We start from the raw sequence: 26,569 nt of genomic DNA on the forward strand, positions 1-26,569 counted from the left end.
AAAAATGGAAAAAGTTTCTGGGACCCTTATTCAAGCTTCCGACTCCGTCTATCCGTTTTTTGATCGATTTTGTTTGACAGTCTTGCCTTCGCTTTTTCTCTGCGCATCGCGTACTCCAGTTCTTTCTCCAATTTGACATAGCTCTGATAACGTTTTCGATCGAGCTCGCCGTTTGCGATCGCGCTCTGGATGGCGCAGCCGGGCTCGCCCCGATGCATGCAGTCCCGGTACCGGCAAGCGTCGCTTAACCTTTCGATGTCCTCGAACGCCGCGTCCAAGCCGTCGTCCGATGCGTTCAACTGAAGCTCGCGCATGCCCGGCGTATCGATAATAATCCCGCCTTGCGGCAGCACGATCAGTTCGCGATGCGTAGTCGTGTGCTTGCCGCGCCCGTCCCCATGCCTGATATCATTGACGCGCTGCAGTTCCTCGCCGGCCAGGGCATTAATAAGCGTCGATTTGCCAACGCCGGACGATCCGATCAGCGCCATCGTTCTACCTTGGACCAAATATGGCGCAAGCGCCTGAAGCCCTTGCGTGTGAATGGCGCTGATCGTGTGGACGGGGACGCCGGGCGCTATTGCCTCCACTTGCGCGGCTTGCCCCTCCGCTTCCTCGCTCAGATCGGATTTGCTCAGCACGATAATCGGATTTGCTCCGCTTTCCCAGGCCAGAAGCAAATACCGTTCCATCCGTCGAAGATTAAAATCCTGATTCAGCGCCATGACAAGAAGGGCGATGTCGATGTTAGTCGCGACAATCTGTTCTTCCGTCACGGCTCCGGCGACTTGGCGGGAGAACTTGCTTTTTCTCGGCAAGATCGCATGAATGATGGCGCGCTCCCCCTCTTCCTTTATGACCACCCAATCGCCGACTGCCGGGAGATCGGCCCGCCCAGCAGCCTTGAAGCGCAGTTTGCCCGCCAATTCGCCCAACCTCTCTCCGCTTTCCGAAGCGACGTCGTAGAGTTGCCGGTGCTCTTTGATTACCCGTCCTACCGAATACCCACGCTCCCGGAACGGTTCGTAGTGTTGCTCTAACAAAGGATTCCAGCCTAGTTCTTTTAATTCCAAATTCGATTCCTCCCATTCAAACATTCATCAGTAAACAATCACAACATGCCGGCAACACAAAAAAGCCGCGACAAATTCATATCGGCGGCTTTACCATGTCGGGCATAAACAAAAAAGACATAGAAAAGCCCCGGAACCCTACACTTCGGTTCCGGGGCGATTGGCTCATTCGCTCGAAAGCTTACAACCGAGAACCATGAGGATCGCCTCCTCCAACCAAAGCATGCTTAATCCTTGCAGTCGTTGCAGTCATTGTCCTCACTCCTTCCAGTCTTTGTGAAGTAACTATAGCATGCGAATTGCCGTCATGACAGGTAAAAAACCAGTATAACCAAATGAGCGGACGACTCTTTTTCAAGCAAAGTATTATAATAAAAATATTACCTTGACGATCATAGTACTTTGTCGTATTATACAAATACGGAGGTGATGAGATGAGCGAGAACAAAATTACATCCGACCTGCTGCGCGGACATACCGATACGATGATTTTGCGGCTCTTATCCGAAGCTGACCGCTACGGGTACGAGATCGTCAAGCTGATAGCCGAGCGCTCGGGCGGCGAGTATGAATTAAAGGAAGCCACGATGTACTCCAGCGTCCGGCGGCTTGAAGCGGACGGCGATATCGAGTGGTATTGGGGTGATGAATCTCAAGGTGGACGCCGCAAATATTTTAGAATTACCAATAAGGGCAATGCAGCTTACGCCCGCAACAAAAACAACTGGGAATACGCAAAACGCGTACTTGAAAATTTATTATAAGGAGATTGATGTTATGAATGAGAAATTGACCAGCTATCTGAACGGCGTGTTCGCACCGTACGACGGGGTGAAAAGCATCGAGGAATTGAAAGCGGATCTGCACTCCGATCTGCAGGACCGGTTCCGTGAACTTAAAGAAGAAGGTAGAGACGATGAGTCAGCTTTCGAGATGACCATCGACAGCATCGGCGACATCGAGCAGACGGTCCAGGAGGTTGCCAACCTCTCCCGCTCGCTGGAGCGGCAGGTGGTAACGAACTTTAGCGCGAGCAATCTGCCTAAGAGCGACTTCGCCGGCGTAACTGCGCATAAAGGGAAATTTTCAGGCAGCGCGCTTCGAGGCTCCGACTTTTCGAACGCGGACTTGTCAGGAAGCTCGTTTGCGGGAAGCGATGTACGCGAAGTTAATTTCGACGGCGCAAACCTAACCGACTGCAACTTTTCTGCTCTCGACCTTTCGGACACGAGTTTCAAAAAATCAATCTTAGTTCGAACCAACTACAGCTCGTCGGGCCTAGATCGCGCAACATTTGAAGACGCTAAATTGACGGATGTCAAACTGAATACGACCGACCTTAGAAAAACAATTTTCAACAACTGTATTTTTGACGGCGTGGAATTTAAATATTCCGATCTTACAGGTGTAAGATTTGACGGGCAAACCTTTATCGGCGTCAAGTTCGAGAAATCGGCTTTGACCGAAGTTTCATTTCGAGGCGCAACACTTAAGAATGTATCTTTCCATCCGGGGTTTACGCTGACTAAAAAGTATTATCGTAACATCAAAACGATCTGCTTCGACGGGGCCGTGATGGATAAGTTAACTTACGCAGCGCTCAAAGGCATGGAAGCCGATCTATCCAAAGTTACGGTTATATAAAAGGAGGAGAAAAAATGAAAAACAAATCAATCCAAGTGAAGGGACTGCAAAAGTCTTACAAAAACCTTCAAGTCCTAAAGGGCGTAGATTTCGAGGTGGAAAAGGGAAGTATTTTCGCCCTGCTCGGCTCTAACGGAGCCGGCAAAACGACAGTTGTCAAAATCCTGACCACGCTGCTCAAACAAGACAGCGGAGCCGCCGTCGTTAACGGATTCGATGTGGTGTCCAAATCCGACCATGTGCGACAATCGATCAGTCTAACCGGGCAATTTGCCGCCGTGGATGAAATTTTGACCGGACGGGAAAATCTGATCATGATTGCAAAGCTAAGGCATCTGAAAAATCCGCGTCAGGTTGCGGACGACATGCTTAAACGCTTTGGCCTGACAGAGGCTGCCGACCGCAGGGCGTCTACTTATTCAGGCGGCATGCGCCGCAGGCTCGACATCGCCTTGAGCATTGTGGGAAAACCGCAGATCATTTTCCTCGACGAGCCAACCACCGGGCTTGACCCCGAGGCACGCATCGAGGTTTGGAAAATTGTAAAGGAGCTTTCTGACGGCGGCACGACGGTATTCCTGACCACGCAATATTTAGAGGAAGCCGAGCAGCTTGCCGACCGAATTGCCATTCTTCACGAGGGCAGGATTATCGCCAGCGGCACGCTCTCCGAGCTAAAAAAGCTATTCCCATCCACAAAGGTGGAGTATGTTGAAAAACAGCCGACATTAGAGGAAATATTCCTCGCCATCATCGGCAAAAAGGAGGCAATTTAAATGGAGACGGTAAAAAAACATTTTTTCAGCGATATGGGTGTTATGCTTGGACGTTCCATGCGCCATATCTCCCGCAGCATGGACACCATCTTCACGGTCTGCGTCACTCCGATTGCGATGATGCTGCTGTTCGTCTACGTGTTCGGCGGTGCCATTCAAACCGGAACGGATAATTACGTGAATTACCTGTTGCCCGGCATCCTGCTGATTGCGATTGCCAGCGGAGTAGCCTACACGGCTTACAGACTGTTTACCGATGTGCAGCGGGGCCTATTGGAGCGGTTTCGCACCATGCCGATTTCACGTTCCGCTTTCCTGTGGGGGCATGTACTGACTTCGCTTGTATCTAATGCCTTATCGTTGGTCATCATCATTATTGTAGCGCTTATCATGGGTTTTCGTTCATCCGCGGGAGTGCTGCCATGGCTCGCCGTAGCGGGTATCCTCGCTCTGTTTACGCTAGCTTTAACATGGGTCGCGGCTATAGCCGGACTGTCCGCAAAAACGGTCGATGGCGCGAGCGCCTTTTCCTACCCCATTATCTTCCTGCCATTTATCAGTTCGGCATTTGTGCCAACCGAGTCGATGCCGACCGTCGTTCGCGTCTTTGCCGAAAACCAGCCCGTGACTTCGATCGTCGAATCCATCCGCGCATTGCTCTCGGGTCAGCCGGTGGGCAATGACATCTGGATCGCTCTTGCATGGTGCGTCGGAATTTTGCTCGTAGCCTATTACTTTGCAATGAGGGTATATAAAAATCGGGCGTAAAATAAAGGACAGCGTCTTCCAATGGTTATCCACATCCGCCGCATCCCTTGTCCTGACAGGGTTTGCGGCGGTTGGTGCATCTACGTGGTATATTAGATAAAGAAATGATTGCGGGTCTACATGATACGTTTAGGTCTTCTTATAAGGCGGTGTTGCCATGGATGAAGATGTACAGGATCTCAATAATCACAGCTGCGTAACCGAAGCCAGAAATGGCGATTTTGATGCTTTTCGCCAAATCGTGCTTCAATATTCCAACGCCTTGTTTTCCGTTGCCTTCAGTATAATCGGGGACTTTCATGAAGCGCAGGATGCAACGCAAGAGGCTTTCGTGAAATGTTATCGCCGACTTCATACCCTGGATGATCCTTCGAAATTGGGCAGTTGGTTATATGCCATTGTTTATCGAACAAGCCTCGATTTCGTCAAAAAGAAAAAACAAACGTTGCCTTACGAAGATGCGATTGCCCCTTCCATTAATTATGTCGATGCATGGCTAGATCAGCGTATGACGCAAGAAACGATTTGGAATGCGATTCAAAATTTAGAGCAGACAAGCAAAATGGCCATAACGCTGCATTACTTAAGCGAATGGTCAATGAAGGAAATCGGTCAATTTCTGAATCTTTCACTGTCAGCCGTGGAAAGCCGCATTCGGCGCGCGAGAGAAATGCTGAAGCGTCAACTCGCTGGCGATTTCGAGCCTTATTTCCGCATGCAACGTCTGGATCAAAGATTCGAACAGAAGGTTTCGGAACTGGTGTTAAGAAGTGTGGGGCATTTCTATATTCCCGTCCTTCATCGGGAGCGAGTTCTAGACTGGTTCGTCCGTCATTTTAAATTAAGTATCAGCAGACATGGCAATTTAAAAGTAGAGTCTGGCCATGAATTATATTTACTGGAATGCCATTCACATCTACCAAGCGAGCTGCCTTTGTTAGCCTTCGAGGTGACCGATGTTGAAGAGCTATGGCTCAAGTTGCAAGATGACGAAGTGAGGTTGGAGCCGATCGATACGAATACATTTATCGGCAAACACTTCGTTTTCTACGACCCGGACGGTAACCCGTATCATGCGATCGAAAATAAATTTAAAAACGGAGCTTAACGATGACGGCTTTGACGAAGTCGGATCGTCTATATATAGAAACACATTTGATTACGAAAGGCGGAGCTTTCATGGCCGAAAAAGAATTAAACCAAACACAGGAGCAACCAGCAACGCAAGCACCGATGCTAAAAAGAGTCTCTCACAACTATTTGCCCGTATCAAACGTGGAGCTTGCCTCAAAGTGGTACAAAGAGACATTGGGCCTCACGGTTAAGCCGCGCGGGCCTGCCGACGGAGCCATCCTTGTTCTTGGCAACGGGCAATGGTTGTTCCTGCTGGAAACGAAAGAGAAGCGAACGGCAAACTTCGTGACTGATCAATGGGATGGCCACGAATACGAAATGTTCTCACTGACGTTCGAGGTCGAGAACATCGTAGAGGTTCATAAACGCCTCCGCGAAAGCGGCGTCTATGTCGAGCCGCTGAACGATCAAGGAAGCTGCGGTTTACAATTCAAATTCAAGGACCCGGACGGCAACAAGTTCAATGTTTGGCAGGACGTAGATCAAAATTAACGGGGTTGTTGACTCCGTGTTGACTCCAAAAAAATGAAAATACAGAGCTATGGAGGTCATGCTTCCATCGCTCTGTAATCAACATTAACTTAGTCACAAATCTCGTACACCCTGATCATCATTTTTTTAGCTCCACCTTCATGGTGTTCTCCTCCGGTTCCAGTAAGAAGACAGAGGTTTCCTCTCTCATTGGTATATTCTGATAACACTTGTCCTTTCAACCGATGGCGTGAGATAACATTCAGTTGCGAGTCGATTATTTCAATCGTATTTGACCCCGTGATTAAGAGAGCTCTTCCATATGAATCCACGGTGAAAAAATTAGAGTCTTCCTCCCACTTTTTTCTGTAGATAATACGGAATGACTTCGTATCGATTACTAGAAGCTGCTTGTAGGATAGATACACATATAGCTTATAATTTCTAGAATCTAAGGCTACTGAAATACTCCACCCTTCTAAATCTAACTCTCTTATTAGTTCCAGTTGTTCGGTTAAAACAAAAATCTTCACAACCGGTCTGCCGGGAGTCGTTGCACTGCAATAATAGAAAACTCTTCCTGATTCATCAAATACAAATTCACCATTAGGCCCATGATATCCGTCGTATTCTAAGTGAAATGATGCTACAACTTGCCCATTGCGATTTAGTTTTACGAGCTCCGAAAACTGACCTGACGAGTCGATTCTGCACATATAGATTGCATTGTTATTGTAATAAGGAAAACCCATGTACGGGATCTCCCATCTGGTCTCTAAACGCTGCGTATATTCCCTGAGCGTCTTCCCACTATTATGGGATGAAAGAAAGCCGCCATCCTCCAATATGCTGAACGGATTAATGATATTTCCACCCAAAGAAGTTTCGGAAACCATTCGGCCCGTATAATCAAACACATAATATTGACTCCTGAGAAAACTAATGTAACCGATATAACCACGAGCAGCACTTAAAATGCCAGTTCCACTTCTGTGGTTGAAAGAATGAACATCCAGCATAGGTTCCAAAGTGCCGTTTGGGATAAAGGTGTAGATCAGCTCATCCTTATAGCAATCCTTATATCTATCATATGGAGGAACGCCGATGAGATATTTATGATCCCCCAATACTGCAATTAAAGCGCCCTCAAACTCCTGAAGAAGAGTTGCTTTTGTTTGATTTTTAATACGCCTTTTTATTGCTGTTTCATTTATATATTCCTCAATAATAGGAAGTTCACGTTTGCAGCAAAAAGCAGCTTCTGGATCATCAAGCAGCATTGTGTGATCAATCCAAATGGTCACACCTAGAAAATGCTGGAGCAACTCAATCTTCTTCCCTATATCCTCACAAATTAAAATAGCTCTCAACAATATAATTTCGCTTGGTTCAAACCCAAATTGTTCTAGAAATACTGCGGGTTTGCCAAGTGTCCTGGGAAGTCCGTACCCTTCGCCCCCGGCGATATGGCTCGTGAGAGTCTTCCCGTTTCGGTAAACAGACAACTTCAGCATATCGTCATCGAGATATTCAATGGACATGACGCTTGGAGTGATCGCCTTCGATAATTTCTTTGCTGCTTTCTGAATGTCACCGACGTGAAAATGCTCACTCACGATTGTAGTCCATCCATCCGATAGACATCTTACAACACAGCCAGGCAAAACTTTTTCTATTTCCAGAGCAGAACAATCAGATCTAATTTGCAGGTTGGCAAAAGTAGTACCCATTATCCTCATATCCCCCTGTATATCGTTCACTTAGATTACAATTTGTTGATTCTATGTTGTTGACTTCCTGTTGAGCGCTTTCTCAATCTCCGTATTGCATGTATAAATTGAGGTCGTTATAATAAAACTAAAGAAGGAGCCGTGCGCCAACACGACTCCAACAGCACAGTAGACCGCTTCAAAGGCGGTCGGCTCCGGATAAGTGATCAGAAATAGACCGTTTACCTAGCAGAGGGCGGTCTATTTCTTTTGGTTATCTTTAACCTCCATGGGCATCCCTCCCTTCTTCGAGAGGTAGCCGACCACCCTTGCAAGCCGTTCTATGTGCTTGTCTTATTATAGCATTATTTGTAAGAAGCAGAAAAACTTAAATATTGTTCGCGCGTAAGCCCGTTGTTTTCCCTATTGAATTGATCCATATCCATATCTAATGAAAATCCGAACCATTCAAAAACCTTTTTAAATAAACTTGAGTTATATGGATGCAAGAGGTCCACACTTTCAGTAAATTGGGGTTGGTTATTCAACACATTAGTAAGTTGATATTTAGGCAAACTTAACGCTACCCCACTATTGGAATATAGCTGCTCATGCACTTTTTCCATCAACTCACTGTCATCTGATCGATGATCGATTTCCTTAATCCCATAACCCCAAGCAAATCTGTAAACGAGACGATGATTATCGTCACTTATACATTCTAAATGTAAAGTAAAATCAATATCGTCCTCCGCCAACTTCTTATTCCCGATGATTTCATGCGTACCCCAAATCAATTCAGCATCGCTCATGATGTCAGCACGTAATAATCTATGCGAAAATAGGTCCTTGAAAGACAGATCTTTATCTTTTGTTTTAATCTCGAATATTCTTATTAAAATCGGAACCGTCATCAAAAATTTCCAGGGATGATTCTTTGGCGCTCGCTCCCTTAGCTTCTTAACTTCTCCGATAATAAGCCCGAAGCCATAATGCTCTCTATCGATTTCAAATCTAAAAACGTCTCCCGTACTGTACTTTATGGTCCGATGCGGCGTTTCCCTCATTTTGTTCACTTTATCGAAATAACCATTGGGACAAGTGTTCATGTAGTCATGAATCCACGATTCTAGTTCAGAGACATGGTTTAGGTTCTCGTCGTTATCAATGGGAAGTTCAATATTGTTTCTAATGTTGTACGCACGTACCATGGACTTATTTCCCCCATTACTTGTCAACGAAACATAGAAAGTACACCCTGTAGGCATAAAACTAAGGATGTTTGACGGTGTCATTTTTTTCTCTTTGCCCTTGGAGGATTTCGGTAAAATAAATTGTCTGCTATTCGTAAACAGTTCCGTATCATATTCTTTATATGTAAAAGTTCTAAATAGATCGAAGTGAATAACCTTTCTTATAACATCTCCCTGATAAAATACGATAGTTCCTGTTTTGATTTCGACTTCATCCCAATCATCTTCTATTCCGTCCAGCCCGAAATACTGCCTTTGCTCATTGGTTAGTCGAAAGGAAAGATATTCCAATTGCTTAACGTCTGCCAAGTTAATCTTCATATATTCTCTCCCTATCCTTCTGAATACCGCAGATAAATAATGATGGGAACTCCCCAGGTCAAAAATCATAGGTAAGTTCTTTGTTGATTTCATGTTGAATTAACTCTCTTGCTCTTTGCAGTAAGTATTTGACATTGACTCAATTTTGTTGTAAAAAAATAGTAATACAATTTCATACAACTTTGCAATGATGAAGAGAGTAAGCATAACGAATACTCCAGAGAGCTGATGGTTGGTGCGAATCAGTGTAGGGATTATGCCGAAGTGGGCTTCTGAGCATCCAAACCGAAAATACATTGAGTAGGCTTTGGCGAAAGTCTCGTCGTTACAAGAGACGCGTATTCAAACATACTGCATGTTTCGATACGTCAAAGCGAGTCCGATTTATATTCGGGCTAATTAAGGTGGTACCACGGGGTCTTCTCGTCCTTTCAAGGATGAGAACCCCTTTTTTATTTTGAGGAGGGATATCATGAACAATGAAATTGTATTAACTGGAATTAAGCCTACAGGTAAAGTCCATGTAGGGAATTACATCGCAGCAATAAAACCTGCACTACAAATCGCAAAAAATAGTAATTGTACCGCACTTTACTTTATTGCCGACTACCACGGATTAACATTCATTCAGAACAGGGATGAGTTTAACGATCTCTCTTACGGTATTGCAGCAACGTGGCTAGCACTGGGACTTGACCCGGAAAGGGTAGTTTTTTATAGACAATCGGATGTACCAGAGATATTCGAGCTGAGCTGGATACTTTCATGTCTGACTTCCAAGGGATTAATGAATCGTGCCCATGCATACAAAGCAATTCTTGATAAAAATGAACAATTGGGCGTGGATATGGATACTGGTGTTAAGGACCAAATACAGCATGTTGAGATTGCAAGAGATATTGCAGAAGGATTCAACAGAAATTATGGAGAAACCTTCAAGTTACCTAATTATATCGTAGATGATAATACAGCTGTAATTCCTGGTCTCGATGGTAGAAAAATGAGTAAAAGTTATAGTAATACGATACCGCTTTTCGAAACAGCTGATAACCTTAAGAAGCTGATAAACAAAATCAAAACAGACTCTACTCCTCCTCATGAACCTAAAGACCCTGATACATCTAATATCTTTTTATTGTATAAAGAATTTGCGACGCCCGGACAAGTCCAAAATTTAAGGAGTAAATTTCTGAATGGAATTAGTTGGGGGGAAGCAAAGCAGGAACTGTTTCAGGTCATAAATGCTTTTTTGGAAGAACCACGCAAAAAATATAATGACTTAATGTCATCACCAGATAAAATTGACATTATCCTTTATGAAGGAGCCAAGAAAGCAAGAGCTATGGCTGCGCCTTTACTTGAGAAGGTCAAACATAAAATTGGGCGTTATAAATAAGCCTTCGGATAATAGAATAAAGTCATTCAAGTCCATCAGTACCTCCACTCTCCGCTTTACCACTACTTGCGATACGGTTCTGCGTATCATTGTTAAGGCGAAATTTCAGGGCACCCTATTACAAGGGTGCCCTGATTCATGGAAAGGAGTTCAGCGAGGTGAGCCGCGGCTGTACAAATCCGCCGCAGGTTGATGTTGAGGATATTGGGAAAAAATACAGGCAAACACTAATCGGTTTTGTTTTTATTAGAAAGGGAAAATGCGGTATTCATCGCTATGCCTGCGTCGCCATATCCTTCTACTTTATATTCTCAACGTTTTATTGAAAATGTTTGAGAGCCATGATGTCTTCAGTCATATTTTTATATGATCAACTTTTTTTGACCCACTCTCTTCACAGCTGGTTGTAAACATCGATCAGCTTTTGGGCGACTTTGTCATAGTTATGGGTTTGTTCCACATAGCTGCGGCCGGCCATCCCGAGTTTTGGCCAGTCCTCCGGCCGGTTTAATAAATCCTTCAATACCTCATAGATGGTATCGGGGGTAGCGCTGACGATCGGGAAACCGGGAGGGAAGGTGCTGCGCAGACCGTCACGGATATAACAGATGACGGGCTTTCCCATCGCCATTGCTTCCATGCTTAAATTCGCATACGTTCCAACGGTCAGTTGGTCGATAATAATGGTCGATTTTTGATAAATCTGTTTCGCCTGTTCGCGCGGGACTTTTTCAACCAAACGAAATTGAAACTTCTGGCCTTCTCTCTTTAATCGTTCCACGGCCTGCAGCACAAACTCCGTGCCTTTCACCCTGCGGTCCGACGGCGCATGGACAACTACCGGCTCGGCACCCGGAGACGGGTACTCGGGCGTAAATTCACGGGCGTCGATCGCATAAGGGATGATGTGCACTTTTTTAAAATACGGTTCGACTTGAGACAATAGCTCATGATCGTTAATGATGGCATGATCGATGTAGGCAGAATTAAGCATTAGATTCTCCCTGATCCTTTCTTCTGTCCAGGGCTCCCTTACTTGAACATACGGATTGTTAAATGTTCTTGCTATCGATGGCACGCGTGCTTCATCACCGTTAAAGTGAGCCACCAGCTTCTTCCCTAAGCTCTTCAGAATTTTCAAATCCCTTTTATCAGGCGCATAAAAAGTTGAACCAAAATGAAAATGGAAGATGTCGTATGTTTCTAATGCTTCCTCAAAATAGGCATCCCGAATCTTCACTCTAAGATCCATAGGATTTTGATCTAAATTCAAACAAACATCGGATAAATAGGAGTAAACGTCTTTATAAAAACTGCAAGAGGTTGCATGTACGCCGCGAGAACGCAATGCATGAGCCAAAGTGCCAATTCCGATGCCGTGAGGAGAGAGATGGACTTTCTCTCTGATTGTGTCATATTTTTGTTGTGGATTTTCGAAGGGTTTAATGGACACGTAATTCTTTATGATTTCCTGTCTGGATAGCCTATCCATTGTTTCAATTCCTCTTTTCATTCTGTAGATAATAAACCTTTGCCTACCTAAAGCTGTTTGTAGACATTGATCAGCTTTTGGGCGACATTTCCATAACCATGATTTTGCTCTACATAGGATCGGCCAACCATTCCAAGTCTGCGCCAATCCTCAGGGCGATATAGTAAATCCTTTAAAACCTCATATATGGTATCGGGATTAGCGCTTACGATCGGCAATCCGGGCGGGAATGTACTACGGAGGTCGTCACGGATATAACAGATGACGGGCTTTCCCATCGCCATTGCCTCTATGCTTAAATTTGCATAAGTACCAATTCGAAGCTGGTCGATGACGATAGTGGACTTTCGATATAATTGCATGACCTCGGTATGGGGTAAATTTTCTAGCAGCTTAAATTGAAATTCGTGCCCTTCTTTTTTCAAACGTTCGACTGCGGCTATTACGAATTCTGTTCCCTTGACCTCTCGATGCGAGGGTGCATGAACGATTAATGGCTGGGAATCCGGTGCCGGGTAAAACGGCTTAATTTGATGTACATCAATAGTGTAAGGCACAACGTGGACGTGTTTGTAATAAGGCTTGACATATGGCATTAATTCATAGTCATTGATGATTGTATGGTCGATATAGGAGGAAAGCAACCTCATATTAGCGTGGACTTTTTCTTCCGGCCAAGTTTCTTTTACAAAAACATAAGGGTTGTTAAAACTCCTCGCCACCGACAATAAACGCACATCAGAACCATTATGATGGACAATCAACTTTTTACCCATGGTTTTAAGAAGCTGCAAATCCCTTTTATCAGGCTCATAAAAAGTTGAACCGAAATGAAAATGGAAAATGTCGTATGTTTCTAATGCTTCCTCGAAATAGGCATCCCGAATCTTCGCTCTAAGATCCATGGGATTTTGATCTAAATTCAAACAAACATCGGATAGGTAGGAGTAAACGTCCTTATAAAAACTGCAAGAGGTTGCATCTACGCCACGAGAACGTAATGCAGGAGCCAAAGTGCCAATTCCGATGCCGTGAGGAGAGAGATGGACTTTCTCTCTGATTGTGTCATATTTTTGTTGTGGATTTTCGAAGGGTTTAATGGACACGTAACTTTTTATCATTTCCTGTTTTGAAAGCCTATCCATTGTTTTTAATTCCTCTTTTCAACAGTTAATAACCCTTGCCTACTTAAAGCTGATTGTAAACATCGATCAGCTTTTGGGCGACTTTGTCGTAGTTATGGGTTTGTTCCACATAGCTGCGGCCGGCCAGCCCGAGTTTTGGCCAGTCCTCTGGCCTGTTTAATAAATCCTTCAATACCTCATAGATAGTATCGGGGGTAGCGCTGACGATCGGGAGACCGGGAGGGAATGTGCTGCGAAGATCGTCACGGATATAACAGATGACGGGCTTTCCCAACGCCATTGCCTCCATGCTTAAGTTTGCGTACGTTCCAATGGACAGTTGATCAATGACAATCGCAGCCTTTTGATAAATCTGTTTTGCCTGTTCGCGCGGGATTTTTTCAACTAACCGGAATTGAAATTTATGCCCCTCCTTTTGTAATCGTTCGACAGCCTTCAATATAAATTCAGTGCCCTTAACCTCCCGATTCGAGGGTGCATGAACGACTATAGGCTCGATATCGGGAGATGGGTATTTAGGAGTAAATGGATTGGCATTGATTGCATAAGGAACAATGTGAACTTTTTTAAAATACGGTTGGACATGAGGCATTAATTCGTGATCGCAAATAATCGCATGATCGATATAGGCGGAAAGAACGTTTAGGTGCTCCCGAATCCTTTCTTCTGTCCACCCCCAAGCTCCCTCTTGTATATATCGATTGTTAAAACTTCTGGCTACCGACGGTAACCGCGCTTCAACACCGGTCAAGTGGGCCACAACCTTTTTTCCCTTGCTTGAATAAATTTTTAAGTCACTTTTATCGGGATCAAAAAAAGTTAAACCAAAACGAAAATGGAAAATGTCGTATGTTTCTAATGCTTCCTCAAAAAAGGCATCCCGAATCTTCACTCTAAGATCCATGGGATTTTGATCTAAATTCAAACAAACATCGGATAAGTAGGAGTAAACGTCTTTATAAAAACTGCAAGAGGTTGCATGTACGCCACGAGAACGTAATGCATGAGCCAAAGTGCTAATTCCGATGCCGTGAGGAGAGAGAAGGACTTTCTCTCTGATTGTGTCATCGTTTTGCTGTGGATTTTCGAAGGGTTTAATGGACACGTAATTTTTTATAATTTCCTGTCTGGATAGCCTATCCATTGTTTTAATTCCTCTTTTCAGTAGTTAATAACTAACCACTATCAGCTTAAAGCTGTTTGTAAACATCGATGAGCTTTTGGGCGACTTTGTCATAGTTATGGGTTTGTTCCACATAGCTGCGGCCGGCCATCCCGAGTTTTGGCCAGTCCTCAGGCCGGTTTAATAAATCCTTCAATACCTCATAGATGGTATCGGGGGTAGCGCTGACGATCGGGAAACCGGGAGGGAAGGTGCTGCGCAGATCGTCACGGATATAACAGATGACGGGCTTTCCCATCGCCATTGCTTCCATGCTTAAATTCGCATACGTACCAACGGTCAGTTGGTCGATAATAATGGTCGATTTTTGATAAATCTGTTTTGCCTGTTCGTGCGGGACTTTTTCAACCAAACGAAATTGAAATTTTTGGCCTTCTCTCTTCAATCGTTCCACGGCCTGCAGCACAAACTCCGTACCTTTCACCCTGCGGTCCGACGGCGCATGGACAACTACCGGCTCGGCACCCGGAGACGGGTACTCGGGCGTAAATTCCCGGGCGTCGATCGCATAAGGGATGATGTGCACTTTTTTAAAATACGGTTCGACTTGAGGCAATAATTCATGATCGTTGATAATGGCATGGTCGATGTAGGCAGAATTAAGCTTTAAATTGTCCCTAATCCTTTCTTCTGTCCAGAGCTCCCTTACTTGAACATACGGATTGTTAAATGCACTTGCTATCGATGGACTACGTGCTTCATCACCGTTAAAGTGAGCCACCAGCTTCTTCCCTAAGCTCTTCAGAATTTTTAAATCCCTTTTATCAGGCTCAAAAAAAGTTGAACCAAAATGAAAATGGAAGATGTCGTATGTTTCTAACGCTTCCTCGAAATAGGCATCCCGAATCTTCACTCTAAGATCCATAGGATTTAGATCTAAATTCAAACAAACATCAGATAGGTAGGAGTAAACGTTTGTATAAAAACTGCAAGAGGTTGCATGTACGCCACAAGAACGTAATGCATGAGCCAAAGTGCTAATTCCGATGCCGTGAGAAGAGAGGTGGGCTTTCCCCCTGATTATGTCATATTCTTGTTGTGGATTTTCGAAAGGTTTAATGGACACGTAATTCTTTATGATTTCCTGTCTTGATAACCTATTCATTTGTTCAATTCCTCTTTTCATTCCGTAGTTATCCCTGCAGCTTCTCCCGGAAAAATTGTGCGGTTTTATGAATTCCTTCCTCCAACCCGACTTTTGCCTCAAATCCCAAAATTCTCTTGGCCTTTTCTACATTGGGGATTCGAAGTTCAATATCTGCTGAGTCCGCCTCCTTAAATTCAAGCTCCGATTGAGAGTTTAATACTCGTATGATCGTGCTTGCCAGTCCATAGATCGTATTCACAGTTCTTAGATTGCCGATGTTAAAAGACTCGCCAATCGCTTTATCATTACCCATCGTGCAGAGAATACCGTCTACCATATCGTCAATGTAACACCATGCCCGTATTTGAGTTCCATCGCCATGAATCTGAAGCGTTTGATTCTTTAACGCGTGCATTACGAAGGCACGAATGGCTCCCTCTCCCACTTGTCCCGGGCCATAAACATTAAATGGCCTTACAGTTACCGTTGGAAGACCAAATTCTTTGTAGAAAGCATATGCTAAATGCTCTACCGACAATTTACTAACGGCATATGTCCAGCGCGCTTCGCCGACCGCCCCCATAACTGCCGGGCTAGTCTCGTTGGAACGGAACGCCATTTGACCGAAAACCTCGCTTGTGCTAAAGCAAACGATTCTTCTGCAATTAGGGAGCGAGGCCGCAGCCTCAAGCACATTATAAGAACCTACCATATTGATTTTCATAGTCGTAACCGGGCTTTTAATAACGGAATCAATGCCCGCTACGGCTGCTGCATGAACCACTCTGGTTGAATTTTGCATGGATCTCTTGAGGCTGTCCAAATCAAGAATATCCCCATGGATAATGGTTAAGTTGGGGTGGTTATAATAAGGTTTGTCCTTAATGGCGTTTCGTGAGAAATTATCATAAACGGTGACTTTGTTATATTCTATTAAGCGTCCGATTAGCGTCGATCCAATAAAGCCGGCGCCGCCAGTAATAAACACGTTTTCCCCTTGAATCTGTTCGGCAGTCATATTATCACTCCTTGAAATATTGAAGGATTCCGCCTTTCCCATCGGCAGTGCCAATTATCGATGTGGGGCTCTTGATATTAGCAACTACAATATCGCCAAGCGCGCCAAGGATTCCTCCGGCAACGTAAGTTTTACCGTTAATCGTACATGTTCCTGCAATCTGATTTATAAAGTGTTCGGTTGATAAAATGCTGTCAAGGATAAATGGAAGAGCAATCCTAACGTCCAATCGAAACATTTTGAGACCTAACTCTTTGGCTTTCGCTATAGCTTCTTCTGTTACGTTACCAACCCCGCCATCTATCACCAGAGCGTTTGGGGAAAGAGAAGAAACCATAGAGCCATTAATCGCCGGATACCCTTGAGTGAAGCCGATCAGGACATCAGCATCCTTTGCAGACAAAGCGTGGTTGTTCTCACTATAGACCGTCCCAGAAGTGTATCGGGTTTTCATCATATTTATTGCTTCTGCCAGGATCTCGCTCTTGTTATCCCTCCGGGTAATATAAACCTCTGCCCCTCTTTCAACTAGTTTTACAGCTACCTTGGATCCGATATTTCCCGCTCCGATAATGGACACTTTTTTCCCTTTAAGGTCGCCCACAATCTCGCTAACTAATAGATCGCATGCAAGCGCTGTAATATCGTTTCCTTTAAAGGTTTTGATCTTGCTTTTTTTCACCCACAATTCAGCTTCCGCTAGGAAATCGATCGGCGGCTCTGTCTTCGCTTCAACATCGATAAATAGGTAATCGACTTTGCCATCCGCATATCTACATATCTCTTTAAAATGGTTTAAGTCTTTGGTAATAAAGCTGCTGCCAACAAATTTCTCCGATTCTTTCAAAGGCCCTATAACAAATGGAGGATTATTATATTTGGCGGTTGATCCAACAATTGCAAGTGAAACTTTATTGCTCGCCTTAGCTTTACTGATACATTGCTCGATGATCTCCCTCAAAGGCAGCACCTCCCATTCTTCTTGTTAGAAGGATCGAGATATTGTATGTTAGAGACCAAAAGATGTATGGACTAGTGAATGACTACTTATAAATTAGGTATATAGCTCGATACTCGCGAACGTGTTGCGCCTTGACCGATCGATTCCCGTTTGCTCAGAGACCATGTTCATTGGACCTTTTCTTAATAACAAAAGCGCTCGGCTTCAAGCCAGGCGCTTCTAATCCGCTCGGCTTTTATCCAAGCAGAACTCTATCGTCTAACCTGTCTCGCGCGTCCACGGTTACTGCGTGTTCAAGCTGTGGCACATCTGAGCCAGCGAATGGCAGATTCGCTTCTGTATCGCTGCCGATCGGAAGTGTCCGCCATGCGAGCCGAGTGGCGTCCAGTTCATCAAGCCGAATAACAAAAAAACATCGCCAGGGCATACAAGCCGCATGGCGATGTATTCATCGAGTGAATAAGGCCAAGTGAAGCAAGGTAGCACAAGTCTATTTTACAGAATCCGGTCCGAATACCGGCGCTAATTTTGATGCTGACAGCTGCTCGCCGAGGCCGAAATATTCGCAGAAATTCATAATCATCGGATTCCATTTCGAAGGATCGACATAGTTGGAGTTTACATCCATTAGAAGATCGTCTTTTATATGAACTTTTTCGATGTGCACTTCAATGGCGACAAGGGAACTTGGTTCTTCGAATGGATGTAGCTTCACAAACTTGGCTTCCAGATGGACGGGGCATTCTTTGACACGCGGTGCTCGAACAAGTTGTGACGGAAGTTGGGTCAGCCCTGCGATACCGAACTTATCTGCTTCATACTTATAGCCCCTCAATGCTTTGGATTCCGGCACCGGATTGCGGCCTGTTAACAGAGTCAGCCGATCAACCGCGGGAATCAAGTCAATAGATGGGAGATTAAGCACGCACTCGTGTTCACGGATCAAATTCTGAACGGTCTGCGACTTACTACTGAGCCCGAGCATACATGATTGATTGAGCCACCAGGCAGACGACATAGGAGCCAAATTGGGCGTGCCGTCTTCATTGATTGTACTTATAAGCACGACAGAGGTGCCAAAGTAAAGAATTTTGGGTTCGATTACCGTATGCATATCAGCTTCACTTCCCTCGTAGATAGATTCATTTGCAATTAATGTATCACACGCCTTTTAAGTGATATAGGGATATGGAATAAGTCCGCAAGATTGCAAAAGGTTGTTTGCAAGCTGTTAATAGAAATGCCCAAAAAGGGCTGCAACAGCCTGCCTCCCAGCAACCTGTCGCAGCCCCCAAACCCGCGTCCGACGCGGCCTTTCGGCTCTGGCAATCTTATCGAATCGTAGAAATATCCAATCTCCAGTCATTGCATTGCATTAAGCTTCCAGGAGGATATTCAAATTCGCATTCTCGGATATGAGAAAAGTTAAGTTTTCGGCAAATAGCGTTCGACGCGAGGTTATTTATCGATGGAAAGGCATGAATAGCCTTATGCTTTTGTTCGTTTCTGGCAGAAGTAATAGCTTCCGCAACAGCTAGGGTAGCAATCCCCCTACCTTGAAATTGCGGGAGGACGCCCCAGCCGATCTCGTACACGGTTTCTTCCTGCCAGGATTTGTCCCAATATCCTACACTGCCCACAGGTTCGAGGCTTGGAAGCAGGACAATACTAAAAATTCTACCTGCTCCTCGTCCGGTTATATCCAGATAACGTTTGTGTCTAGCGAGAATCTTCTCCTCTGTCTCCGATCCTCCAAGGTACTCCGTCATCTCCGGAGCATTGATAGATCTAAGCAAAGTAAGGTCTTTGTCGGCCCACGGTTCAATCCGAACATGCTGTGCTTTCATATGCTCTGACATTCTATCACTCCTACGGTTGGTTGTGCCGTATCCAATTATATAACAAATGATATCAGGAACATACGTTCTATTCAAGGGCATAAAGTTAGACTCGATACATAGCTGTCATTGAGCGTGAGTATTGCTCATTTCATTCGGCAAGTATGGTTTCATAACAGGATGGATGCTAAAATTGAATAATGACAAGCTGACCGAGGCTTATTTGTTCCGATAGAAAGAAAGGAAGATCAAAGACATGGAATTGATCTTGCAAGGGGTTACCAAAAGCTTTGGGGACAAAAAAGTGCTCCAAGGCGCAGAGTTCCAATTTCAAAAAGGTAAAATATACGGACTTCTGGGTCGCAACGGCGCCGGGAAAACGACATTGTTTAATTGTTTAAGCGGTGAAACCAGAATCGATGACGGACACGCTCGGTTGAAAGAAGCGGGAGTCGCGAGGGAACTGGTCGAGGAGGATATTGGTTATGTGTATTCGTTGCCGATTTTGCCCGAATTTCTGACCGGTTATGAATTTATTAAGTTTTTCCTCGATATTAACCGGGACAAGCACCCTCATTCCAATATTGATGATTACTTCGACAAGATAAGCATGTCGCAAGAAGACCGCCACCGGCTTATTAAGAACTACTCCCATGGCATGAAAAACAAAATTCAGATGCTGCTTTTTCTCATTTCGAAACCGCCGGTCATTTTGCTTGACGAACCGCTGACCCTTCGATCTGATCGTGGCGCTCGAGATGAAAAATATGCTGCGCGAAATGAAGCGCGATCACATACTCATTTTCTCCACCCATATTTTGCAATTGGCCACCGATTTGTGCGATGAGCTTGTCGTGCTGAACAACGGTCAATTGTCCGCCGTACCGACCGATTTGCTGCATAGTCCGGAGTTTGAACAAAACATTATTTCTTTGCTAAAGGATGAAGGCCATGCTGAGAACATTTAACACATTGCTCTCCATTCGGACTTCCTCAGCCGTCAATCGATTCATTTTTTACGCTCAGAGACTGCCGTTAGTCGGCAGAACCATTCAAGATACGCTATACGCCAATCTGGATGGAAAAAAAGCAATTTCCGTCATTGCGTTCCTTCTGCAAATCGTTTGGGGTTTTGTAACCAAGCTGGCTTATCTAGGGCTGAGGAAGATCAGCTTTCGCTGTTTATGCATATTTTTTTGCTGCTTAGCTTTGTGGTGGCGGGTGTCGCCAGCATCACGGTTTTGGAGACGAAACGAGAGAAGTACATTGCCGTCAAGCTCATGCGGATGAAGCCTGCCGCCTATATGCAAGCGTCGTTGGGTTATCGTTATGTCTCTTACTTTATCTACTATATTCCGGCTATGCTGCTTTTCACCTCCCTACTGAATGTCCCTGTTCTTCAGGGGATGGCACTGGCAGTATCGGTCACGCTTTGGCGGGTAGTATGCGAATATCTTCATCTGAAGCTGTTTCAGCAAAGAGGCATCGTACTCATCAAAATTAACGCAGTCGTTTGGCTTGCGATCGGACTTGGTTACGGTGCCGCTTATGCGCCGATTGTTCTGAATTGGATTCCCTCCAGCGGCGAGCTGCTGCTCCTGTGGCCCGTTACGATGCTCATTGCGGTGCTGGGCGCAATTGCTGCGGTGCAGTTAAAACGATATTCCGACTATCGAACGGCAGTGGAAGCTGCGACGAAGCGGGATGATCCGCTGCTCGATCTTGGGCGTATGTTCACGAAAGCCAATAAAACGCAAGTGAAATCAAAAGACATGGACTATACTTCTATGGTCGGGCAGACGAACCAATTCAAGAGCCGGGAAGGTTATGCGTATCTGAATGCGTTGTTTTTCGCCAGGCATCGCAGTCTCATCGTACGACCCCTGTGGAACAGATTGGCGATTATTGGCGCCATAGGCGTAATCGGCGTGGCGTTCTCTGTCATCGAACCGGAAAGGGCCTCCTCCTTGGCCGAAAACTGGAGTATGGGAATCCCTTATTTGATTTGGATCATGAACTTCCTGTCCATTGGAGAAAGAGCGTGTAAGGCTATATTCTATAACTGTGATCTCAGCCTTATGCGTTACAGCTTCTACCGAAACGCCGCCCACCGGCATTTCCGTCAACGGTTATACCGCATCTGCGGGCACAACCTAACTCTTGCCGCCGGGGTTGGAGCCGCATTGACCGGATTTGCTCTGGCTGCCGGGGGAGTTTCTTCAGGAGAATTACTTCTGGCGTTGGTCTGTGTGTTTGCCCTGTCCGTGTTTTTCTCCATCCACCATCTGTTCATGTATTACATCCTGCAGCCTTATTCGACCGAGCTCAATATGAAAAATCCTTTTTTCTTTATGATAAACATTGTTGTTTCTTTGGCTTTCGTATTGGCCCTCATTCTAGAAGTCGATACCACGGCGCTCGCGGTAGCCATAGTCTCCTTAACGGCCGTTTACTACATGACGGCGTTGATCCTTGTTAAGAGATGGGGACCTCGCACTTTCAGAGTGAAGTGAGGAAGCGCTCATCATTGGCGGGGACACGACCAAAGGCCGGCGCAGCCTCCTCGGAAGAGGAGCTGACCGGTGACAGCGCGTCCAAGCGATGGATATGGGATAACCCGTTCAATATTGCTGCTTCAAATCCACGACATTAAGAGATGGCTTCTTGCCTTCCGCTGCCTCCCGCAAATTACGCAAAAAGATTTGCATCGCCCGCTCATGGTAATGGACGGTGGAGCCGGAATTGTGCGGCGTAATGATCACGTTCTCCATCTCCCAAAGCGGACTAGCCTCCGAAAGCGGTTCTTCCTCGAACACGTCCAGCCCGGCCCCCGCAATCGTTCCGTTGCTCAGCGCTTCAGCCAAAGCTTGCTCATCTGTCGTTGCACCTCTGCCGATATTGATATAGATGGCCGTCGAACGCATCCGTCGGAGCTGCTCTCTTCCAATCAACCGATAAGTCGAGTTCGTCAACGGCAGCGTATTGATCACATAATCGCTTTGCTCCAATACCTCGTCCAGCTCCTGAATGCCCACCATTCGATCCACGTGGACGGACGGTTCGCCTGATCTGCGAACGCCCAGCACCCGCATCCCGAACGCCTTGGCCAACTTGGCCGTTTCCTCGCCAATGGCGCCAACCCCAATAATCCCAGCTGTTTTTCCGTGAATTTCGTGCAGAGCGTCCGTGCTCCGCCAGCTTTTCTCCGCTTGATAGCGTACCGAAAGATGCAGCTTCCGCGCAAACATCAGCATCATTCCGAGGATCGTCTCAGAGATCGGATAGGCATGAACACCGCTTGCATTGGTCAACGTCACGCCTTTCGTGGCGAATGCTTCCAATGGCATCTTCTCCACTCCCGCTCCCCAAGCCTGAACCCACTTCAGCTTGGCTTCCGGAACAAGGCACGCCTCTTCGGCGGCTTGGCTCCAACCGACCACCACCGCCGCCTCCTTTAATTGTGACACGTACGCCTCGCTATCGTCTTTGCTTATCAACTCCCAATCCGGAACTACGTTCCGTATTTGTTCCTGATCCCGATCAGTCAACTTAATCAAGGAAACTATCTTAGCCATTCGATTAATCGCCTCCCTTCCCATCTTACTATAATGGCTAGAGAACATGCCGCTATTTCGATTCATCCTTCACCTCATCGGATTTAACTTTTCAACCGGTTCCCCTCAATTAACTCTTATTCTCGACCAGCTTATGCTCGGGCGTTTCCTCCCCTTGCCATAGAAGCCGCATTTCTTCGCTCGTTGCCAGCAGCTCGGACAGGCTGCCCTCAGCCTCGATCCGTCCGTCCTTCAAGACGATGATATGATCGGCTTTCGACAGTGCGGCCCGCCGATGGGATACAGCGATGCAAGTCATGTCGCCTTCCTTGAACAATCCGTTCCATACCTGCTGCTCCGTCTCCACATCGAGCGCGCTGGACAAGTCGTCAAATATATACAAATCAGCGCCTGTCATCAACATGCGAGCTGTCGCAGCCCGCTGAATCTGGCCGCCGGACAGCATGACGCCTCTTGGGCCGACGAATGTCTCCAGACCTTTATCCAGATCGCGGATGTCTTTATCCATAACGGATAAACGAATCGCGCGTTCAAAAGCGAACTCGCTGTCTTTTTTGCCTACCGCTATATTTTCCCTCAGCGTATCACTGAACAAGCGCGGAACCTGCGGCGTATACGCGGCATAGGGCGGCATCAGAAAGCTCGCCGGATCAACCTCTCGGCCGTTCCAGTGAATCGTTCCCTGCTGCTTGGGCAGCAGCCCGAGCAGCGTCCTTACCAGCGTCGATTTGCCTGAGCCAATACGACCGGTAATGACGAGGAATTGGCCTCGCTTCAGTCTGAGGTGGATATTTTCGATCCCGTTGTCCGAATTCGGATATCGATAAGTCAAGCCGCTTGCCTCCAATTCACGCAGCTTTATTCTATCACCCTGCGAGGTTTCAGGCTGCGGAGGCGGGTCCTTATGTAGATAAGTTTCCCGATACTCCATAATGCGGTCCTCTTCGCCGGTTCTGAACAGCGTCCGCATCCGGTCGAACGAAACCTTTAGCCGCTTATGCTGGAACACCATATAACCGAATAAAGAGATGCTGTAGCCGATATTCATCAAGTAGCTTGTAAACAACGCAAAGTCGCCTACTGTAAATTGACCGGCCTTCATCTCCGCCGCGCACATGAGCAAAACAAGCCCGGTGCTAATGCTCAGCACATGCTGGCTGAGCGATTTCATCCATTGCTTGAACAAATCATCCTTGAGCGCCGCTTGACGGCGGCTTTCGTTCAAATGCTCGAAACGTCTGGAGACATGCTCTTCAGCCTGCCCAAGCTTCAAAGTCTGTACAGCTCCGAAGGTCTCTGCGATGAAGCTCGTCACTCTCCCCGTCGCCTCGCGATTCTGCTTTCCGTAGCGGCGGGCGCGGCTCCCTGATAAATTGTTGATTAGCGTTACCAGCGCAAACGGCAGCAACGCAACAACCGTGATCTGCCAGTTAATCGAAGCCATAATGCCGACTGACATGACGGCGAACACGAACATCCCCCAAAAGTCGACCCAGGATTCCACATATTCAACGGCTTCATTAACGTCATCCCGAAATCGGCTCATCGCCTCGCCCGGCGATGCCGGCAGATTCCTTCCGGGCCAGCGCATAATGCCAGCCAGCATGTTCGTGCGCAAGATCGCTTGAATATGATAAATATAAGTAATCCACTTATAAAATGCGGCAAAAAAAATGCCGACTCTTGCAAGCCTGACAACCGCGATAAACAGAAGCGGCGCGGCAAGCCACATAAACCCTGAGTCCTCGACAGCCACTCGGTCAAAAAAACGTTGCATTCCGATTCCGATTAGCAAAGGCAGCGAGTGAAATGCGCACCATAAAACGCCATTCACAAGAAACAAGGCCAGTCTGAATCGAAAGAGTCGGCCGATAAACCCGGCGATTGTCATGCAAGCTCCTCCTCTCGTCCGCTTTGAAGCAGTCTGGCATAATGCGATTCCGGATTCGCCGCCAGTTCTTCCCGCGATCCGAATTCCAATAGCCGGCCGTCGCCAACCACCATAATTTTATCCACCTGCTCCAAGGTAGCCAGCCGATGGGCAATGATGACGCCCGTGCTGTGCCGCAGCAATTGATCCACCCCGGTTTGAAGCATCGCTTCCGTCGCGGCATCAAGCCTCGAGGAAGGCTCATCCAGAACGATCAAGCTCGGCTTGGAAAGAAACACCCTGGCAAGCGCGAATAGCTGCGCTTCTCCCGCTGACAGCGATGAGCCGCCCGACGACAAATACGTGTCCAGCCCTTCCGGCTGAGCCAAAATCCAGGGACGCAGACCAAGCTGTTCAATTGTCTCCATAATTGACGCATCGGACACGTTCTCGTTGAACAAGTTCAAATTGTCACGTAGGGTACCGTCGAACAATTGAACATCCTGCGTCACCATGCCGACCCGGCGATATAGCGCCGGCAATGCGAGCTTCGTTATATCAACCCCACCAATGCGGATAACGCCGCTGTCCAGATTATATAGGCGAAGAAGCAATCGACTAAGACTGGATTTCCCGCTGCCTGTTCGCCCGATAATGCCGAGGCGCTTCCCCGGCTGCAGCGAGAAGGATATATTTTGCAGAACCGGTTTATCTTTGTTGTAGCTGAAGCATACTTGTTCAAACTCCAGACTGAGCGCACCCTCTGGCAGCCGCTCCTCTTCGCCGTCAATGATTTCCGAGCGATGCGACAGCAATTCCCGGGATCGAAGCATGCCCGACTTTGCCTTTTGGAATTCCTGCACCTGATCGCCAAGCCTTTCAATCGGATCATTCAGCATTTGCGTATATTGATAGATCAAATACAGCATGCCCAAGCTGATTTCGTCAAGCATATAGGAACGAACGCCCAGCAGCATAACAGCCGTCACCGCCAGCGTAAACAAGGAAACCGTAACATTAAATGGCACGACCCGAAGCATCCAGGCTCTTCTCCCTTTAAGAAAGACGGCGCGCATGGAATGGTAGAAACGATTCATGACGTAAGGGACATGCCCGTTCGCCTGTACATCTTCGATTCCGGCAATCCGCTCTTCAATCAAGCCGAACAGAGAAGCGCTTGCTTCACGATCCTTATTGGAAGACTGGACGCCAACATTGCGGATGGTCATCATCGCCAGAACGGATAGAAGCGTAAACGCCGTCATTACAACAGCGATCGGCACATTGACCGTATACATAAATCCGAGAATGCCGGCGAGCAGCACGAAGCTGCCAATGACTTGCACAATAAACATGGCAAAAAAATTAGAAATGCTGGACACGTCTCCGTCAATGCGCTCGATCATTTCGCCCGGCGTCTTCTGGTTATGGAATCGCATATCAAGCCGCAGGCAATGCTTCAGCAAATCGCCGCGAAGCCGATTTGTCGTGCGCCAGGACACATCGCTCCCCAAGTAAGTGACCGCAACCCCCAACGATTGATTGACGACAGCGAGTACAAGAAACAAAGCCGCAAGCTCCAGCAATGCGGCCATCCCCCCGCTCCCCGCAGCCGCATCAATAAAGCGCTTAATGACTTGCGGATTAATCAATTGCAGACTCGTCGATCCAAGCAGCAGGATTAGCAGCAGGAAGATCCGCCCCTTAACCGGCTTCAAATAACGCAACAACCAAATCGTAGATATTTTCTGTTGGTCAGCCATGGCGTCTCCTCCTTCTCATTTGCAATAATGAATAGTCTATTCGATATTCAGCCGTGCCGCCAGATAATAAACATTTATAATTGAAGGCGGTC

At 46.4% G+C, this 26,569-nt stretch carries 23 protein-coding genes and 1 other annotated feature; of the genes, 9 read left to right on the forward strand and 14 right to left on the reverse strand.

The genetic code is table 11. From position 1 onward, the window contains the following. Positions 1-26 precede the first annotated feature (26 nt). Positions 27-1,073, reverse strand: a complete 1,047-nt coding sequence (rsgA, locus tag RB620_RS17720; RefSeq protein ID WP_308096509.1) for a ribosome small subunit-dependent GTPase A — start codon at positions 1,071-1,073, stop codon at positions 27-29. Between the two features lie 434 nt (positions 1,074-1,507). Here rsgA and RB620_RS17725 point away from each other — a divergent pair, with 434 nt between their 5' ends. From RB620_RS17725 to RB620_RS17750, 6 genes are all read left to right on the forward strand, one after another. Beyond that, positions 1,508-1,837, forward strand: a complete 330-nt coding sequence (locus RB620_RS17725; RefSeq protein WP_308096510.1) for a PadR family transcriptional regulator — start codon at positions 1,508-1,510, stop codon at positions 1,835-1,837. A 13-nt stretch (positions 1,838-1,850) separates the two neighbouring features. Then, positions 1,851-2,717: a pentapeptide repeat-containing protein gene (locus RB620_RS17730; RefSeq protein ID WP_308096511.1), complete on the forward strand. Its 867-nt coding sequence runs from the start codon at positions 1,851-1,853 to the stop codon at positions 2,715-2,717. A 14-nt stretch (positions 2,718-2,731) separates the two neighbouring features. Continuing rightward, positions 2,732-3,493 carry an ABC transporter ATP-binding protein gene (locus tag RB620_RS17735; RefSeq protein WP_308096512.1) on the forward strand — a complete coding sequence of 254 codons (762 nt, stop codon included), beginning with the start codon at positions 2,732-2,734 and terminating at the stop codon, positions 3,491-3,493. After that, positions 3,494-4,261: an ABC transporter permease gene (locus RB620_RS17740; RefSeq protein ID WP_308096513.1), complete on the forward strand. Its 768-nt coding sequence runs from the start codon at positions 3,494-3,496 to the stop codon at positions 4,259-4,261. A 157-nt stretch (positions 4,262-4,418) separates the two neighbouring features. Next, positions 4,419-5,369, forward strand: coding sequence for a sigma-70 family RNA polymerase sigma factor (locus RB620_RS17745; protein WP_308096515.1), 951 nt, complete (start codon positions 4,419-4,421; stop codon positions 5,367-5,369). 2 nt (positions 5,370-5,371) lie between these two features. Beyond that, entirely contained in the window at positions 5,372-5,887 is a 516-nt protein-coding gene (locus RB620_RS17750) for a VOC family protein (protein ID WP_308096517.1), read from the forward strand. 89 nt (positions 5,888-5,976) lie between these two features. On the opposite strand, the gene RB620_RS17755 is transcribed toward RB620_RS17750, so the two are convergent. Together RB620_RS17755 and RB620_RS17760 are read right to left on the reverse strand one after the other, a co-directional pair. Further along, complete coding sequence (locus RB620_RS17755; protein ID WP_308096519.1) at positions 5,977-7,596, reverse strand: YncE family protein; 1,620 nt, start codon at positions 7,594-7,596, stop codon at positions 5,977-5,979. 344 nt (positions 7,597-7,940) lie between these two features. Then, on the reverse strand, positions 7,941-9,149 hold the full coding sequence (locus RB620_RS17760; RefSeq protein WP_308096521.1) for an immunity 26/phosphotriesterase HocA family protein: 1,209 nt from the start codon (positions 9,147-9,149) through the stop codon (positions 7,941-7,943). 178 nt (positions 9,150-9,327) lie between these two features. After that, positions 9,328-9,583, forward strand: a binding site (T-box leader). A gap of 38 nt (positions 9,584-9,621) precedes the next feature. On the opposite strand from RB620_RS17760, the gene RB620_RS17765 reads away from it, so the two are divergent. Further along, positions 9,622-10,545: a nucleotidyl transferase family protein gene (locus RB620_RS17765; RefSeq protein ID WP_308096523.1), complete on the forward strand. Its 924-nt coding sequence runs from the start codon at positions 9,622-9,624 to the stop codon at positions 10,543-10,545. Between the two features lie 394 nt (positions 10,546-10,939). On the opposite strand, the gene RB620_RS17770 is transcribed toward RB620_RS17765, so the two are convergent. The 8 genes from RB620_RS17770 to RB620_RS17805 all read right to left on the reverse strand — a co-directional run bounded on the left by RB620_RS17770 (position 10,940) and on the right by RB620_RS17805 (position 19,290). After that, positions 10,940-12,037: a glycosyltransferase family 4 protein gene (locus tag RB620_RS17770; RefSeq protein ID WP_308096525.1), complete on the reverse strand. Its 1,098-nt coding sequence runs from the start codon at positions 12,035-12,037 to the stop codon at positions 10,940-10,942. Positions 12,038-12,084: 47 nt separating this feature from the next. Then, entirely contained in the window at positions 12,085-13,182 is a 1,098-nt protein-coding gene (locus tag RB620_RS17775) for a glycosyltransferase family 4 protein (protein ID WP_308096527.1), read from the reverse strand. Positions 13,183-13,225: 43 nt separating this feature from the next. Beyond that, complete coding sequence (locus RB620_RS17780) at positions 13,226-14,326, reverse strand: glycosyltransferase family 4 protein (protein WP_308096528.1); 1,101 nt, start codon at positions 14,324-14,326, stop codon at positions 13,226-13,228. Positions 14,327-14,372: 46 nt separating this feature from the next. Continuing rightward, positions 14,373-15,491 carry a glycosyltransferase family 4 protein gene (locus tag RB620_RS17785; protein ID WP_308096529.1) on the reverse strand — a complete coding sequence of 373 codons (1,119 nt, stop codon included), beginning with the start codon at positions 15,489-15,491 and terminating at the stop codon, positions 14,373-14,375. Positions 15,492-15,498: 7 nt separating this feature from the next. Then, on the reverse strand, positions 15,499-16,470 hold the full coding sequence (locus RB620_RS17790; RefSeq protein ID WP_308096530.1) for an NAD-dependent epimerase/dehydratase family protein: 972 nt from the start codon (positions 16,468-16,470) through the stop codon (positions 15,499-15,501). 4 nt (positions 16,471-16,474) lie between these two features. Next, the gene (locus tag RB620_RS17795; protein WP_308096532.1) at positions 16,475-17,431 is read right to left on the reverse strand and encodes an NAD(P)-binding domain-containing protein; all 957 of its coding nucleotides are present in this window, start codon (positions 17,429-17,431) and stop codon (positions 16,475-16,477) included. Between the two features lie 490 nt (positions 17,432-17,921). Beyond that, positions 17,922-18,545, reverse strand: a complete 624-nt coding sequence (locus RB620_RS17800) for a flavin reductase family protein (RefSeq protein WP_308096534.1) — start codon at positions 18,543-18,545, stop codon at positions 17,922-17,924. A 217-nt stretch (positions 18,546-18,762) separates the two neighbouring features. Further along, entirely contained in the window at positions 18,763-19,290 is a 528-nt protein-coding gene (locus RB620_RS17805; protein ID WP_308096536.1) for a GNAT family N-acetyltransferase, read from the reverse strand. Between the two features lie 235 nt (positions 19,291-19,525). On the opposite strand from RB620_RS17805, the gene RB620_RS17810 reads away from it, so the two are divergent. Together RB620_RS17810 and RB620_RS17815 are read left to right on the forward strand one after the other, a co-directional pair. After that, a complete protein-coding gene (locus tag RB620_RS17810; RefSeq protein ID WP_308096538.1) occupies positions 19,526-20,116 on the forward strand; it encodes an ATP-binding cassette domain-containing protein in 591 nt (196 codons plus the stop codon). 337 nt (positions 20,117-20,453) lie between these two features. Further along, a complete protein-coding gene (locus RB620_RS17815; RefSeq protein WP_308096540.1) occupies positions 20,454-21,782 on the forward strand; it encodes an ABC transporter permease in 1,329 nt (442 codons plus the stop codon). Positions 21,783-21,890: 108 nt separating this feature from the next. Here the strand turns inward: RB620_RS17815 and RB620_RS17820 are convergent, their stop codons facing one another. From RB620_RS17820 to RB620_RS17830, 3 genes are all read right to left on the reverse strand, one after another. Beyond that, positions 21,891-22,844 carry a D-2-hydroxyacid dehydrogenase gene (locus RB620_RS17820; RefSeq protein WP_308096542.1) on the reverse strand — a complete coding sequence of 318 codons (954 nt, stop codon included), beginning with the start codon at positions 22,842-22,844 and terminating at the stop codon, positions 21,891-21,893. Between the two features lie 109 nt (positions 22,845-22,953). Further along, a complete protein-coding gene (locus RB620_RS17825) occupies positions 22,954-24,735 on the reverse strand; it encodes an ABC transporter ATP-binding protein (RefSeq protein WP_308096544.1) in 1,782 nt (593 codons plus the stop codon). Beyond that, on the reverse strand, positions 24,732-26,477 hold the full coding sequence (locus tag RB620_RS17830) for an ABC transporter ATP-binding protein (protein ID WP_308096545.1): 1,746 nt from the start codon (positions 26,475-26,477) through the stop codon (positions 24,732-24,734). Before RB620_RS17830 ends, RB620_RS17825 begins: the two co-directional genes overlap by 4 nt. Positions 26,478-26,569 lie beyond the last annotated feature (92 nt).

Source organism: Paenibacillus sp. LHD-117 (genome assembly GCF_030929555.1).
GTDB lineage: Bacteria > Bacillota > Bacilli > Paenibacillales > Paenibacillaceae > Pristimantibacillus.

What these genes read in the sequence shown, in the direction of transcription:
- RB620_RS17725 (WP_308096510.1), top strand. Translation starts at nt 1,508, where the DNA reads ATGAGCGAGAACAAAATTACATCCGACCTGCTGCGCGGACATACCGAT.
- RB620_RS17730 (WP_308096511.1), top strand. Translation starts at nt 1,851, where the DNA reads ATGAATGAGAAATTGACCAGCTATCTGAACGGCGTGTTCGCACCGTAC.
- RB620_RS17735 (WP_308096512.1), top strand. Translation starts at nt 2,732, where the DNA reads ATGAAAAACAAATCAATCCAAGTGAAGGGACTGCAAAAGTCTTACAAA.
- RB620_RS17740 (WP_308096513.1), top strand. Translation starts at nt 3,494, where the DNA reads ATGGAGACGGTAAAAAAACATTTTTTCAGCGATATGGGTGTTATGCTT.
- RB620_RS17745 (WP_308096515.1), top strand. Translation starts at nt 4,419, where the DNA reads ATGGATGAAGATGTACAGGATCTCAATAATCACAGCTGCGTAACCGAA.
- RB620_RS17750 (WP_308096517.1), top strand. Translation starts at nt 5,372, where the DNA reads ATGACGGCTTTGACGAAGTCGGATCGTCTATATATAGAAACACATTTG.
- RB620_RS17755 (WP_308096519.1), bottom strand. Translation starts at nt 7,596, where the DNA reads ATGGGTACTACTTTTGCCAACCTGCAAATTAGATCTGATTGTTCTGCT.
- RB620_RS17760 (WP_308096521.1), bottom strand. Translation starts at nt 9,149, where the DNA reads ATGAAGATTAACTTGGCAGACGTTAAGCAATTGGAATATCTTTCCTTT.
- RB620_RS17765 (WP_308096523.1), top strand. Translation starts at nt 9,622, where the DNA reads ATGAACAATGAAATTGTATTAACTGGAATTAAGCCTACAGGTAAAGTC.
- RB620_RS17770 (WP_308096525.1), bottom strand. Translation starts at nt 12,037, where the DNA reads ATGGATAGGCTATCCAGACAGGAAATCATAAAGAATTACGTGTCCATT.
- RB620_RS17775 (WP_308096527.1), bottom strand. Translation starts at nt 13,182, where the DNA reads ATGGATAGGCTTTCAAAACAGGAAATGATAAAAAGTTACGTGTCCATT.
- RB620_RS17780 (WP_308096528.1), bottom strand. Translation starts at nt 14,326, where the DNA reads ATGGATAGGCTATCCAGACAGGAAATTATAAAAAATTACGTGTCCATT.
- RB620_RS17785 (WP_308096529.1), bottom strand. Translation starts at nt 15,491, where the DNA reads ATGAAAAGAGGAATTGAACAAATGAATAGGTTATCAAGACAGGAAATC.
- RB620_RS17790 (WP_308096530.1), bottom strand. Translation starts at nt 16,470, where the DNA reads ATGACTGCCGAACAGATTCAAGGGGAAAACGTGTTTATTACTGGCGGC.
- RB620_RS17800 (WP_308096534.1), bottom strand. Translation starts at nt 18,545, where the DNA reads ATGCATACGGTAATCGAACCCAAAATTCTTTACTTTGGCACCTCTGTC.
- RB620_RS17805 (WP_308096536.1), bottom strand. Translation starts at nt 19,290, where the DNA reads ATGTCAGAGCATATGAAAGCACAGCATGTTCGGATTGAACCGTGGGCC.
- RB620_RS17810 (WP_308096538.1), top strand. Translation starts at nt 19,526, where the DNA reads ATGGAATTGATCTTGCAAGGGGTTACCAAAAGCTTTGGGGACAAAAAA.
- RB620_RS17815 (WP_308096540.1), top strand. Translation starts at nt 20,454, where the DNA reads ATGCATATTTTTTTGCTGCTTAGCTTTGTGGTGGCGGGTGTCGCCAGC.
- RB620_RS17820 (WP_308096542.1), bottom strand. Translation starts at nt 22,844, where the DNA reads ATGGCTAAGATAGTTTCCTTGATTAAGTTGACTGATCGGGATCAGGAA.
- RB620_RS17825 (WP_308096544.1), bottom strand. Translation starts at nt 24,735, where the DNA reads ATGACAATCGCCGGGTTTATCGGCCGACTCTTTCGATTCAGACTGGCC.
- RB620_RS17830 (WP_308096545.1), bottom strand. Translation starts at nt 26,477, where the DNA reads ATGGCTGACCAACAGAAAATATCTACGATTTGGTTGTTGCGTTATTTG.